The sequence below is a fragment of the Zunongwangia sp. HRR-M8 genome, assembly GCF_027594405.1.
Taxonomy (GTDB): domain Bacteria; phylum Bacteroidota; class Bacteroidia; order Flavobacteriales; family Flavobacteriaceae; genus Zunongwangia.
In genome coordinates, this window is record NZ_CP115161.1 from 3459819 (window position 1) to 3474612 (window position 14794).

The 14794-nt window shown below is 36.4% G+C and carries 8 protein-coding genes; all 8 read right to left on the bottom strand.

The window, feature by feature from the left end; translation table 11 throughout:
* Nucleotides 1–25: 25 nt before the first annotated feature.
* The 8 genes from sov to ruvB all read right to left on the bottom strand — a co-directional run bounded on the left by sov (nt 26) and on the right by ruvB (nt 14747).
* On the bottom strand, nt 26–7174 hold the full coding sequence (gene sov, locus PBT89_RS15015) for a T9SS outer membrane translocon Sov/SprA (protein ID WP_270064276.1): 7149 nt from the start codon (nt 7172–7174) through the stop codon (nt 26–28).
* A 38-nt stretch (nt 7175–7212) separates the two neighbouring features.
* On the bottom strand, nt 7213–7794 hold the full coding sequence (gene ruvA / locus PBT89_RS15020) for a Holliday junction branch migration protein RuvA (RefSeq protein ID WP_270062553.1): 582 nt from the start codon (nt 7792–7794) through the stop codon (nt 7213–7215).
* 91 nt (nt 7795–7885) lie between these two features.
* On the bottom strand, nt 7886–10177 hold the full coding sequence (locus tag PBT89_RS15025; RefSeq protein WP_270062554.1) for an NADP-dependent malic enzyme: 2292 nt from the start codon (nt 10175–10177) through the stop codon (nt 7886–7888).
* Nucleotides 10178–10275: 98 nt separating this feature from the next.
* Nucleotides 10276–10884: a hypothetical protein gene (locus PBT89_RS15030; protein WP_270062555.1), complete on the bottom strand. Its 609-nt coding sequence runs from the start codon at nt 10882–10884 to the stop codon at nt 10276–10278.
* Nucleotides 10868–11359 carry an RNA polymerase sigma factor gene (locus PBT89_RS15035; RefSeq protein WP_270062556.1) on the bottom strand — a complete coding sequence of 164 codons (492 nt, stop codon included), beginning with the start codon at nt 11357–11359 and terminating at the stop codon, nt 10868–10870. The genes PBT89_RS15030 and PBT89_RS15035 overlap by 17 nt, the downstream gene beginning before the upstream one ends.
* A 71-nt stretch (nt 11360–11430) precedes the next feature.
* Entirely contained in the window at nt 11431–12360 is a 930-nt protein-coding gene (gene queG / locus PBT89_RS15040) for a tRNA epoxyqueuosine(34) reductase QueG (RefSeq protein ID WP_270062557.1), read from the bottom strand.
* Complete coding sequence (locus tag PBT89_RS15045) at nt 12360–13685, bottom strand: cytochrome P450 (RefSeq protein ID WP_270062558.1); 1326 nt, start codon at nt 13683–13685, stop codon at nt 12360–12362. The genes queG and PBT89_RS15045 overlap by 1 nt, the downstream gene beginning before the upstream one ends.
* Nucleotides 13686–13724: 39 nt before the next feature.
* Nucleotides 13725–14747 (bottom strand): Holliday junction branch migration DNA helicase RuvB, encoded by a 1023-nt coding sequence (gene ruvB, locus PBT89_RS15050; RefSeq protein WP_270060098.1) that lies wholly within the window; start codon nt 14745–14747, stop codon nt 13725–13727.
* Nucleotides 14748–14794: the final 47 nt, after the last annotated feature.

The window sequence follows — 14794 nt, forward strand, 5'->3', positions numbered from 1 at the left end:
GGGTAATTGTTCAAATAGGCAAACACTAATTTCCGAAATTATATCGTAATGTTATCCCTGAGCGTATTGTAGTTTGCGGAAAAGCCGTAGAAACTGCATACTCAGAGAATGTATGCTCATAATAAAATAAAGCCGTTAAATTCTTTGTAATCGCATAATCGGTCACAAAATTGATCGACCAAATGTCCTGCCCGGCAATTACCTGATTATTCAATAAATCTAAATAACGCACAATAGTTTTATTTCTTCTATAAGAAACGTCTGCTTTAAAATTTAAATCGCTACTTAAAACCCGGCGACGACCACCAAGTGCTGTAACAATTTTCATATCCTTTAAACGATACCCCATTCCCAAGGTATATTGATTTCCGGTAATCTCTGTTAGAATATTATTATCAAAACTTAAGGAAAGTTGTCGATCTTTTTCTAACCTTCCTAAAAACTGGATGTTATTACTTGTTTCAAGATCAACTTGCAGGAGCGGTGTAAATAATTCTGAAAGTACAATATTCGAAAATAAAGTTCTATTTTTAAAATCTCCGGCCTGATTGGTATCAAAAGGATTCTCCTCATCATAATCCAAATTGGTTTGAAATTGGTTGATGGTATAATTGGATTTATAACCATGGCTAAGTGAGAATCGTCTAAAACTTCTTTTAAACCATTCCAAACGCATTAATCCAGTATACTTAAGATTCCAGTTAGGTAATGGCACATCTCTAAAAGCACCAAGCTTTACATTTTCTGCGGAAGTTCCGGAGTATGCCGAAATGAAAGCAGGCAACAATACTGCCTGATTGGTTTTCCCCAGACCTACAGGATATCCCGATTCATCTACATTATTAGGATCTAAACCTTTTTCTACAGCGAGTCTTCTTGCAACTTCCAATCGATTTTCTCTAAATTTCTGGAAAGTTTCTGAAGACTGCTCGTCACTTTGCTTAAAGGCAGTTTTTATTAAAATCGTTGAAATATTGAAGTTACCAAAAGTGTATGGCGTTAAAGATTGATATTCTAAGCTTTGTGGATCTACCTGAAAATTTTCAGAAAAGGTTTCAGAATACAATTTCTTTCCTGTAAGCTCTATAGTTAAATCTGGCAAAAGGTCTACTGACGCTTGCGCACTTAATTCTTCATTTTCTATGGTTGTAAACTGCTGATTAAAATTTTGATATAAAGTTAACCAACCTCTCCTTGCAGCTTCGTAGCGAATTTCATCCTGCATCCCAAAAGTAAATCCTGCGGAAGGTTTTAAAGATCCCATAAATCCTATACTACGAGTATAACCCGGCAAGAAAGTTCCTTGATTATTTCGATAATTAACCTGAAGTCGCTTTACAGCTGTTACGACATCAATAAGCGTATTTAAAGCTTTATTACCCGAAGCACTTTTACTGGAACGCGCTGGTTTTTCATTAGCACCTGGCGGCTGCAGCGTAGGCACTCCCAAACTACGCTCTGCGATAGAAGTTCCTTTTTTAGCATCTTTCTTACGAAGCCCTACGTAGTTATAAAGTTTCTGCAAATCCATATTTGCAGTTATTTGATGCGAATTTGAATTCTGAACAGAATTACCAATATCAGGAACACCATCCAAATTTTGTAAGATACGCGACCCTCTTTGCCACTGGAAGTCTCCGGTATACGAATAAGACGTCTTTAAAAATTCAAAAACTGGTATTTTATTGAGCGGAACCTCATAATTAAGTTGAAGCGTTTGATAATGGAAGTTAGGTTCTCCTACATTAAAATAGTCATCCCAAATTCCAATCGTATTATCGGCATTTCCCTCTTCGTCGATATAATTTCTTACAATCCTGTTGTTAGATGCATTAAAACTGAAATTTAAAGCTTCGGTTAGATTATAATTAATCCCATATTCCCAATCAAATAAATAATTTCTTTGATAAAGCGTAGGGATGCCAATATCATTATCACTCAATTCCAAAGATCTAAATTGTTGCTGTGTATACTGCCTAAGATAATTTGCACTGGCATTTATATTGGTAGGCAAGAGGTTTAAATTGAAATCTTTAATCAACGAGAAATAATCACTACTATCTAAAGCCGTAATATTTTTGAAAGGCTCTACTTTTTTAGGCGCAAAATTGAATTGATACGTAGCACCCGTTCTTACATTTTGATCTAAAGATTCTTCAATTTCAAAATCACGATAATCAACCTGATTATAAGAACCCGAAAAAGCAAAATTCTCCACGTCGTAAGGCTGTGGTTTAGATTCTCCTGTACGTTCTTTTCTTAAACCTATAAGGTTTATACTCTCACGCTTGGTATAAGTTTGCGATTGCTTTTTAACGCGATCTCGTTCTTCAGGATTAGTTATAGCTGCAAGCCTATTATCTAACTCGATATCTAAAAATTCCTGATCGTATTTTGGCGTAATCAGCTCTTCTCCCCTACTATAGTTAACCGGAATTTTGAGCCCCCAATTTTGCGGCAGCAATTGCCCCATATTAAGATTGGTTACAAAATCATATTGCTCTGCATCTTCCCTGCTTCGCTGATTAGGCCCTTGATCTAAAGTTCCAAAACCAACAGTACTTTTTCTTCCCGTTGCAGAAAATGTTGCAAAATCGGCCAAATTGGTATCGATATTTAAAACTCCGGCCCATCCACCTTCGTTATCCAAATCTGAAAGTCTTAATTCATTAAACCAAACTTCCCCACATATATCCTGCAAACTTTTACGATCTGCACCGTTCTTTACTCCGAGCATTATTAACCTTACATTTCCAAAACTCGGATTTCCTTTTACACCAATTCTTAACCTTCCTGCTTCGTACGCATCTTCAGGATTTCGAGGCTCTAAATTTTCATCAAAGAAATTAAGACGAGTAGTATTGTAAGCCGGATCTCCCAAAACTGCAGTTTTTACTTGTTGCAGTAATTCTAACGGAAGATTTAACCTATTTAATTCTGGCCAAATTTCTGTAGGATTCACACTACCGGCCTGAGTAATAGATAACGGAATTTCAATTTGATAAAAATTATCAGTAAAATCGGTTCCTATTCTTAAAAACGCAACCAACTCGCCATCCAATGGCGGTGTTTGGCCCTGTAAAGCTTCAGCGTGCAAGAACATTTCCAAATTTTTATACTGACGCATATCTATCTGGAAATTTTTATAAACAGCACGAGCATCCTGAGGTTGTAATCCGCAAACACTCATAGATAGAGACTGCTCATTTTGTCTAATATTAGTGTTATTTTGATACAGTTCTTCTCTTACTACACCCGGAGGCAAAACATACGGAATTGGCTCTCGGTTCTCGTTTTCTTCAATATTTACTGCGGTAACTTCAAAAAGCACATTAGAATCTTGTGGTAAATTACTTTCTTCATCTAAATTACCATTGTAGCGACGATAATCTCCACGCACCAATTCCATCGTTCCAAAACGTAATAAAGTTGGTTTTTCAAATTCAGTAAGAAACATTCTCATAAATCGGATAGAACGATAATCTGCTATTCCCCCGATAGCATCTGTAGGCTCGTAAATTGGCACTTTAAATTGCACCCATCTTACCTGCTGGGTTTGGCCATTTAAAAGCGTTACACTTAGCTCTTTGGTATCAGAGATATATTCATTATTCTCGCTATTCATTCCGTTAAAAAAAGGAACTTCGTATTGAAAATAACTGTCAATCGTATTCATGGTATTATCACGATTAACATCTTCTGTAGTTGGCAAAGTAGTATTCCCGCGATCGTTTGCTCCTGAATTGTCTGGAGAGTTTCCATCTACACCATTGTAATTTTTATATCGCTCTCTAATGCCACCATCTACACTTAAAAAATATTCGTAATTATCTGCTGAAGGATCGGGAAGATTACCAAAATCTGGGAATTTTAAAGCTTCCTGAATATCATCCAAACCATCATAACCCACATCTTGATTTTCTCTAGCTTCTCCTTCCGAACTGAAAGCATAAACCAGTGATTGATCTGAAGGAACTCTACCATAAGTAGTTTCTATAGTATTTAAATCTGAGCCATCTACCGGCAATCCATTTTCGTACTGTTTCCTACCATCTTTTAAAACATCTTCACTAATATTCCCTAAATTAAATACAATCGTACCGTCGTTATTTACATTATCAGGATTGTCCTGGTATAAAAATGGGTCCATCACCCAAAACTGAATATATTCTACATTAGATTGTTCAAAATTAGTAGTATTAATACCGCGCATCATTCCCCCAAAATTACCTGAGGGGTTAGGGATTGTGTTCCCTCCAGCAGCAGCAGGATTGTAATTATACGGTCCTCGCTCTTGTGGATTATAAGCCACATCCATGGTGTAAATAACCTGAGCCTGCCCCTGGATTACATCTGTATTAGGAAAAATCTCATCTACAGTTACCCTACGTGTTGCATAACTACTAAGATCTGCATCTGAAATATCACTAGGACGCTGACTACTATAAAAGATCGGATCGATAGAGTACCAAGCAAGTTTTGCCCTGCGATCGCCAACACTTAAATCGCCATTTGCCAATTCTCCCCCAAAACCAATTGGCACACTAGAAAGCTCCCAACTAAGGGGTGTACTGATATCTATGGAAGTTTGAGCAGCTTCAAAATCATCTATATATGTTGTTGCTTTACCATCAAAATCATTAACTGCTGGCGCCCCTGGGAGCAAATAGGCAAATTCGCCTCTTACCGACACATTCGATTTTACATCGGTATCAATATTTGGCAATTTATTCACTAATCTTGTGAGAAAAGGAACCTCTTTGGTATAATTGAAATTGAAGCCCAAAATCGTATTGTTAATGGGCTCGTAACTATAGTTTGCCTTTTGCGTTAATGGGCGTTCCCTAAGATTTAAAAATGTACCTGAAAAGATCAAATCTTCACTAAACTGATGTTCTACATTTATACCGGTAAATCTTTTGGATTGTTGCCCAAATAACGCATTACTTTCAGTATTTACCTGAATTGGCGTATCTGAAGCTAAAAGTGCTTCGTCCAAAATCTGTACTCTTCCCAAATCGTAATTCACTACATAATCCACACCCTCTTGCAGTAATCTACCACCAGCTGTAACCGTAACCGAACCTTGAGGAACATTATAACCTATTGGAATACCTTCAAAATTTGCCGATTTGTAACGTCCTTTTAACTGAAATTTATTTTTATCTGCATCTTCTTGTTCTGCCTGCGTTTTAGTAGTGCGATAAAGTGACCTGAAAACATACTTATTCTGATTGCCATTCCAGGTAGAAGGTTCTGAGTAAATTTCCTGATTATTATTTGGCGTATTATATAACTTTTCAAATAAATATTCACCAAACGGTTCAACAGAGGTAAAAATTACCAGTCCATTTTGGACATCTACTGTAAAACCGGGTACAAAATCAAAAAATCCATCCCCGCCATTTATTGGATCATTATTGGTATTCAGATTATCTAAATTGAAAACACGTAAAAGTGGTGTTTCAACGACATCCTCTGGCAGCGGAACTGAAGAATTTTCAGCTTGTTTAATATAATTTAAGGGCTGAGGATCGGTATATAAAATATTTAATCTAAAATCTGAAGGATCCAAATCATAAGCTCCCAGGCTATAAATGTTTTTCATCATCAAATCCCAAACCGGCTCGTTCACATTTGTGATGGTACTTTTAAGCATTTTCACCACTAAATTTTGGCTTATCCTGGCATCGTTTTGTCCTTGCTGTTGTTGTGACTCATCTCCCGTCGCATTTACTCCATCATTCGCAAATTCACCAACCTGAAATACCTGCCCGTTTACCGTATACTGAAATGCTACCGCTAAAACCTCATCATTATTTAGTCTTTGGTTTAAAGTAATATATCCCAAATCCTGATTTAATGTATACTCGCCAGGATTCAACTGCCGTGCATTTTCCAACTTCACATAATCTATTCCTTCTGAAACCTGAACATTTCCAAAACCACTTTCTACGGTTGAAATATCACGAATGGCCGAATTTAAAACAGACTGGGCTCCACCATTTATTCCGAAGGGATTAAAATCGTTATTTTCATTATCGGGATAAGCGCCAGCAGGTTGATTAAAAAAGCCTGAAGGAGCTACATTTAAACCAATATTACCATCCACCGGACTTTCTCCAATGTCCTGAATAGCGACAATATTTCTGGTATCGGTAAGATTCTGTACATTATTGGTTCTATTGGTAATCCAAACTTGAATTCTTTTAATCTGAATTCCGCTACTTACAAATGGATAATTCTTAACCGAATTATTGTAATTATCTCTAAAATAATGCGCTAAGAAAAAATGCCGATTTTCATCATAATCTAAAGCAAATTTTTCATAATTCTCTACTGCTGCACCTCCTTCTACGTTTACCGTTCGCCTCTCTGAATTCTGCTCTGAAAAAACACCTGTTATTTTGGTTTTTCCAAATTGAAGTTGTGTTTTAAAACCAAACAAGCTTTGTGCGCCTTGAATAAGGGTATTATTAAGCGGCATATTTACGTTACCTACTTCAATCTTTTGAACAATATCATCTTCGCTGGGCGTGTATTCCAGTTTTAATTGATTCTGAAAATCGAAGGTAGACTCGGTATCAAAATTAGCTACAATTCCCAATCGAGTACCTACCTGCCCCAATAGCGACAACTGAATTCTCTGATCAAAATCGAATGTAAAGTTAGATCTGTTTCTTGGCGAAAAAGCGGGATTATCCTGTTTTGTATATAATCCACCAAGATCTACCGCTACTGAACCTTGTGGAGCAATATCAATATTTGTACCCCCAAATATACTTTGGAAGAAATCTGAATTCACATAAAAATCTGGTAATAAATCCTGTTGCAACTCTTCAACATTATCACTTCTACCAGATAATGCCTGGTTTTTAAGCCTGAAATATTGTTGCATTTCTTCCTTAATAACCAGTTCTTGATATTCTTTTGGAGAAAGAACTAATGGCAAACCAATATTTGTTTCTCCCAGGCTCTTTTTGTAAAAATATAAATCTAAAGCAGGATCATACTCATACTTAGATTGTATAGCGCTGGGATCTGGCATAGAAATAGTGCCAAACGAAAATGTTTGTGTGGTATCCTGTTGCGTTTCTTCCTCTTCCTCCTGCTGTGCAGATAAATTAGAAGTAATTAAAAGCAACAACACTACTAGCAGCGAAGGGAAACGCATCGATGTGAAAAACCTTAGGTAATTGTTTCTCAATGTCTCTACAAGTTTTTTAATGCTAATTTAATCAGAGTTTCTACCGTTGGATCTTCCTGCTCTTTAATTAGCTTATTTAGAACCTTATCTGCCTGCTTACGAGCATAACCCAAAGTCTCTAAAGCAGATAACGCTTCTTCTTTATTTGTATTGCTTTGTTCTACAAAAACCTCATCAATACCAAATATTTTAACAATCTTATCTTTTAGGTCTAAAATAACCCGTTGTGCCGTTTTGGCGCCTATCCCTTTTATACTCTGGATAGTTGCTACGTCGCCAGATGCTATAGCATCTCTTATCTGTACAGGCTCTAAAGACGAAAGCATAGATCGAGCAGTATTAGCCCCTATACCACTTACGGAAATAAGAAGCCTAAAGATTTCTCTTTCAGATTTTTCATGAAAGCCAAATAAGGTGTGAGAATCCTCTTTCACCTGTAAATGAGTAAAAAGGGAAATATTCTCTTCGTCTTGTATTTTAGAAAATGTATGCAGCGAGATATGGACAAAATAACCAACGCCATTACAATCTACGACAACATGGGTAGGATTCTTCTCTACCAGTTTGCCCTTTAAGTGATGAATCATACGGTAACCGAAAGTTAAAGCCGCAAATGTACTAAAATAAAATAAGGGGAAAAACGCAAGTCTTTCCCCTTAAATCATCTTTATGTTAAAACTATTTTTTAGCCTTTTCAGCTTTTTCTTTCTCCTGTGCATCAACTACAGCAACAGCAGCCATATTAACCATTTCTTCTACACTAGCACCTAGCTGAAGAACGTGAACGGGTTTTTTCATTCCCATCATAATCGGCCCAATAGAATCGGTATTATTAAGCTCTTTGATAAGTTTATAAGCACTATTTGCTGAATCCAAGTTTGGATAAATTAGTGTGTTAACTTTTTTCCCTGCCAATTTAGAAAACGGAAATTTACTTTGAAGCATTTCCTTATTCAATGCAAAATCTGATTGAAGTTCCCCATCTACCAATAAATCTGGATGATAACGATGTAAGTAAGACACTGCATCTTTTACCTTTCTTGCTTGTGGATGATCTGAGGATCCAAAATTCGCGTAAGACAACATCGCCATAACGGGATCCATTCCAAATAATTTCACCGTTCTTGCGGTTAATTGAGCAATCTTAGCCAAATCTTTAGCTGAAGGATCTATGTTAATAGATGTATCACTAATAAAAACAGGACCTCTACTGGTATTCATAACGTTTGTTGCTGCAACTCTAGAAACACCTTTCGCCATTCCTATTAACTGAAGCATTGGTTTTACCACCGTTGGATAAGCTCTGGAATATCCTGAAAGTAAAGCATCGGCATCGCCTACATTTACCATCATTGCAGCGAAATAATTACGCTCGCGCATTAATCGTTGCGCATCATAAAGCGTTACCCCTTTTCTATTTCTAGTATCAAAATAAGCTTCAGCATATTTTTGAAGCTTGTCCTTTTCTTCATCAGATTTTGGATCGATGATTTCTACATCAGCATCAAAATCTATTTCTCGCATTAATTCATTAATCACCTCTCTACGGCCAAGAAGAATAGGGATTGCGATCCCTTCGTCATGCACTATCTGAGCAGCTTTTAATACATCTAAATGATCGGCTTCAGCAAAAATTACACGCTTAGGATTTGTTTTTGCACGTTGCATAAGTAAACGGGTGATCTTATTATCACTTCCCATTCGCTCTAGCAACTCATCTTCATACTTTTGCCAATCTGTAATATCCTGCCTAGCTACACCGCTTTCCATAGCTGCTTTTGCTACAGCCGGCGGAACTTTGGCAATCAGTCTTGGATCAAATGGCTTTGGTATTATATAGTCTGGACCAAAATTTAAACGGGTTTCGCCGTAAGCAATATTTACCTGTTCTGGCACCGGTTCTTTAGCTAATTCTGCTAAAGCTTTTACGGCAGCCATTTTCATTTCCTCATTAATTTTTGTCGCTCTAACATCTAAAGCACCGCGGAAAATAAATGGAAATCCTAAAACATTATTTACCTGATTAGGATGATCACTACGACCAGTGGCCATAATTACATCTTTACGAGTATCCATGGCTAGTTGATAATCGATCTCGGGATTTGGATTCGCCATAGCAAAAACGATAGGTCGTTTTGCCATACTTTCTAACATTTCTGGGGATACAATATCTGCAATAGATAGGCCTATGAATACATCAGCTCCCTTCATCGCATCATCTAACGTATTTAAATCACGCTCCGTGGCAAATTCTAATTTCTCTTCAGAAAGGTTAGGACGATCTTTTCTAATTACTCCTTTACTATCCAGCATCACAATATTTTCTGGCTTAGCTCCAAGAAGTTTGTATAACTTCGTACAAGAGACTGCCGCTGCACCGGCTCCGCTTACTACGATTTTAACCTTCGACATTTTTTTCTTGGCAAGCTCTACGGCATTTAATAATGCTGCTGCTGAGATTATCGCAGTACCGTGCTGATCGTCGTGCATTACAGGAATATCTAATTCCTCTTTTAATCTTTTTTCAATTTCAAAAGCTTCAGGAGCTTTGATATCTTCAAGATTAATTCCTCCAAAAGTAGGCGCTATATTTTTAACGGTTTCGATAAAAGCATCTACATTTTTAGTATCCACCTCAATATCAAAAACATCGATATCTGCGAAGATTTTAAAAAGTAAACCTTTTCCTTCCATTACCGGTTTAGAAGCTTCAGGGCCTATATCGCCAAGGCCTAAAACTGCTGTGCCGTTACTAATAACAGCAACAAGATTTCCTTTGGTCGTGTATTTATATGCGTTTTCTTTATCTTTTTCTATTTCTAGACAAGGTTCTGCTACTCCAGGCGAATACGCTAATGAAAGATCGCGCTGTGAAGCATATTTTTTTGTCGGGACAACCTCAATTTTCCCTGGTTTAGGTTTAGCATGATAAACTAATGCTTCCCTTCTTTTTCTGGAATTGTTGCTCATAACTTTTGGCTTTAGCTATTTACAAAGTTAGTAAGGTTTCTTTACAAATTATGTCAAAAGCTTTATAATGTAAACTATATAACAAAGCTTTATAATTTTCATGAGTCCATAAGTTGCTCCATATCATCCAGCGTACTTTCTAAGTTTGCAAGCAATCTACCATAAAGAACTATATTAGCTAATTTATACATCGCCACGCATAGTACTGAAAGTGTAATAGCTATTCCTAAAGTTAATAGTAATTGAAAGCTAAAACTAAGTTGCTCAAAACTTTCCATCATCTGGGTTCCTTCAAAAAACATCCAATAAGAAGGCAGGATAAGCAAAGGAAAGCCTAAGCCTACTATCCAGGTAGAAAATCTTATGCTACGCTTTATTTGATTTCTATAATTTAAAAGATAGGTGTAGGTATTCGATTTTATGTCTATGGCTTCAAATCGTTTTAATATCCTTCTATTAAGAAAAAATAAAACGATAAGAAGTAAACCAATATAACAACCTAAAATCATTTTATCTAAATAGACGAACACCGCAAAGAATACTATCAACATTGGGATTAAGCTTAAATTATCACGTTTCATGGTACTGTTGATTTTATTAACAACCAACAAAGACTTTTTTCGATATAAATTAGAGACCACCGGTGCCGATAACTTTTTTTCAGCTTCGAATCCTTCTTTCCAGATATTTTCAATAGATTTTTCCATCAAGTAATTTTTTAAGTTGTTTTTTTATTCGAGTGATTTTCACACCGATATTATTAGGAGAAGTTCCGATGATGTCTGCAATTTCTTTATAAGAATTTTCCTGCAGATATAATAATATTATTGCACGGTCTAGTTCAGAGAGTTGGCGTATCGCTTTATAAAGAAGTTGCAAAGATTTATCCTGAAAGAAAGTTTCTTCAGCAGGAATTTCTTGAAGATCTCTTCCATTCAATGAAGAATAACTTTGCTTCTTCTGCTTTCTCAGCAAACTCATATTTACATTTAGTGTAATCCTATAGATCCAGGTCGACCACTTCGATTTTTCTTTAAAATTATCACGGCTGTGCCAAATTTGTAGACAAACCTCCTGATAGTAATCTTGAAAATCTTCTTCAGTATCCGTATAAGCTCTACAAATCTTAATAATAATACCGGCGTAAGGCAATATAAACTGGTTATAAAAATCTTTGCTCAAAATATAATTTACCTGATTAGTGCAGCAACATTTGATTTATTACAGGTTTTGTTCAAAAGAAATTTCCGGTCTTAATATTTAATAAAAGAAATATTCCGCTTTAAACCTTCGAATTTGGTTCTTTTAACGGCAGATTTTCGAAAGATTTCGTTGAAGGTTTCTTTGGTGATCTCTTCCCAGTCTTTTTTATCGAATTTCAGTAAATCGGGATGCGGATCAAACAAAGGCTCGTTATGAGGTTTAGAGAAACGATTCCAAGGGCAAACATCCTGACAGATATCGCAACCAAACATCCAGTCGTCAAAAGTATTTTTAAAACTATTCGGTAATTCGTCTTTTAACTCGATGGTAAAATAAGAAATACACTTGCTACCATCTACTTTATAAGGCTCTACAATAGCATCGGTAGGACAGGCATCAATACAGGCGGTACAGGTACCACAATGATCGGTTACCGGAGTATCGTATTCTAAATCCAGATCGACGATCAACTCTGCTATAAAGAAAAAAGAACCGGCTTTTTTAGAAAGTAAATTTGAGTTCTTCCCAATCCATCCCAAACCACTTTTTGCCGCCCAGGCTTTATCTAAAACCGGTGCAGAATCCACAAAAGCTCGTCCTTCAACTTCACCAATTTCATCTTGAATAAATTTCAGTAAAGATTTCAATTTGTCTTTAATCACAAAGTGATAATCTCTTCCGTAGGCATATTTACTGATTTTATAGGAATCGCAATTTTGAGTTTGATTAGGATAATAATTCAGCAATAAAGAAATCACACTTTTAGAGCCTTCCACCAGTTTTGTTGGATCTAGACGCTTATCAAAATGGTTTTCCATGTAATACATTTTCCCATTTCGATTTTTATTAAGCCATTCTTCCAAACGTGGTGCTTCTTGCTCTAGAAATTCAGCTTTGCTAATTCCGCAAGACATAAATCCGAGACGCTTCGCCTCTTCTTTGATAAGATTGGTATATTTTGCCTTCTTTTCTGAAAACATTAGGCTCTTTTCTGGAATTCTACAAAAGCATTTTTAGGCTTCAAAGTAATAAGAGGTAAAATCTCTATGTCTTTTTTCTTCGGAAGAATTTTGAAGTTTGAAACCATTTCTGAAACCGCCAAAATCATCTCGTACATCGCAAAATTACTACCTATACATTTTCTTGGCCCTGCACCGAACGGAAAATACGCTTCGGGATTCTTTTCTGAAGCGAAACGATCTGGATTAAAATCCAACGGATTTTCCCAATGTTTTTTGCTACGATGAATCTCATAAAACGAAAATAAAAGGTTCGAGTTTTTATCGAATTTGAATCCATTAAATTCATCTTCTTCTAAATTCACTCGATCCATAAAATATGCCGGTGGATATAAACGCATACTTTCCAAAACCACATTTTGCGTATAGGAACATTGCTGAAGAAATTCCATCAAACCCTTGCTATTGGCTGAAGCTTCTTTTACTTCAGCAAAAACTTTTTCTTGAATTTCTGGATGCTGCGCTAGTAGTTGCGTGGTAAAACTTAAGGAATTTGAAGTGGTCTCGTGGCCGGCGACAAAAAGAATTAAAATTTCATCGATTAGTTGTTCCTCATCCATCGGCTGCCCATCATCATAACGCGCATCCAATAGCATATCGAGTAAATCGTCGTAACGCTTTGGATTTTCCTGACGTTCTTTTACGATTTTCTTTAAAATTTGTCGCGATTCTTCGCTTAATTTTAAGTGATGTTTCAGCTCTCCACTAATGCGGAACCAAACACTTTTATAAGGCTGTCGAAGCTCTTTTACAAGCATTTTTTGGTTCGCTTCTGTCACAAACTGTAAACGATTAATTTGTTCCTGACTGGCCGCTGAACTAAATAAAGATTTAACGACCGTTTGGAAAGCTAGATCGTTGAATATGGGAAACACATCTAAAGAAGTATTGAGTTCGATCTTTGTATATTCCACTCTTATCGCTTCTAAAATTGTTTCCAATAAATTAGCAATATGCTTTTTATGAAAAGCAGGCTGAATTAATTTACGCTGTTTTTGCCAATGTTCACCATTAGCGGTTAACAGACCATTACCTACGTATTTCTTAAGATCTTTGGTCTGAATTTCAGATTTTATATAATTCTTCTGATTCTTTTGAAGTACATATTGGGCAAAATCGGCATCTCTACAAAAAATAACAGACTTCTTAGGGCCAATATTTAAACGGAAAATATCACCATGCTTTTTGAAATTCTCACGATGAAAAGGCAATGGGTTTTTTACAATGCTACCTGCATTTTTTAAAAATGTTAGCGTAGATACCTCTGGAATTTCTTTCTTCTTCATAAATCAAAACGTCAAAAATTGCAGCTTTTTCTGCAACTATTAAAATAAACCTCCTTGCTTAGCGCCTGGCGATCTGCCCATATGCTTATAAGCAGCCTCGGTTACTTCTCTTCCTCTTGGTGTACGATAAATAAATCCTTGTTGAATCAAAAAAGGCTCGTAAACCTCTTCAATAGTCTCAGCACTTTCACTTACCGCAGTAGCTAAAGTGGTTATACCAACGGGACCACCTTTAAATTTATCGATTATGGTTTCTAGAATTTTGTTGTCCATTTCGTCCAAACCATGCGCATCTACATTCAAAGCTTTCAAACCATATTTGGCAATATGAATATCAATTTTACCATCTCCTTTAATCTGAGCGAAATCACGAACTCTGCGTAAAAGTGCATTGGCTATACGTGGCGTTCCACGGCTACGACCTGCAATTTCTATCGCAGCTTCCATAGTAATTGGCACATTTAATATTTGCGCACTACGCTGAACGATATCCGAAAGCAGTTCGGTTGAATAATATTGAAGTCGACTTGAAATACCAAAACGAGCTCTCATTGGTGCCGTAAGCAATCCAGATCTAGTGGTGGCACCAATCAAGGTAAACGGACTCAAATTAAGTTGAACCGTACGCGCATTTGGCCCAGATTCAATCATAATATCAATGCGGTAATCTTCCATTGCTGAATATAAGTACTCTTCAACAATAGGGCTTAAACGATGAATTTCGTCTATAAAAAGGATATCACGTTCATCAAGATTAGTCAAAAGACCGGCTAAATCTCCAGGTTTATCCAAAACAGGCCCTGAAGTAACTTTCAATCCAACATTCAATTCGTTTGCTAAAATATGAGCCAAGGTGGTTTTCCCTAATCCGGGAGGACCATGTAATAAGGTATGATCTAAAGCTTCATTTCTTAGATTCGCAGCTGCTACAAATACTTTTAAATTATCTAAAACCTGTTCCTGCCCAGCAAAATCATCAAAACTAAGAGGCCTTAAAGCCCTTTCAATATCAAATTCTTCCGAAGAAAAACTTTCTCCGCTGGCATCAAGATTTTCATTCATAGCAAGTAAATTAAATACAGCCTAAGTATAGACAAAACAAATATAAA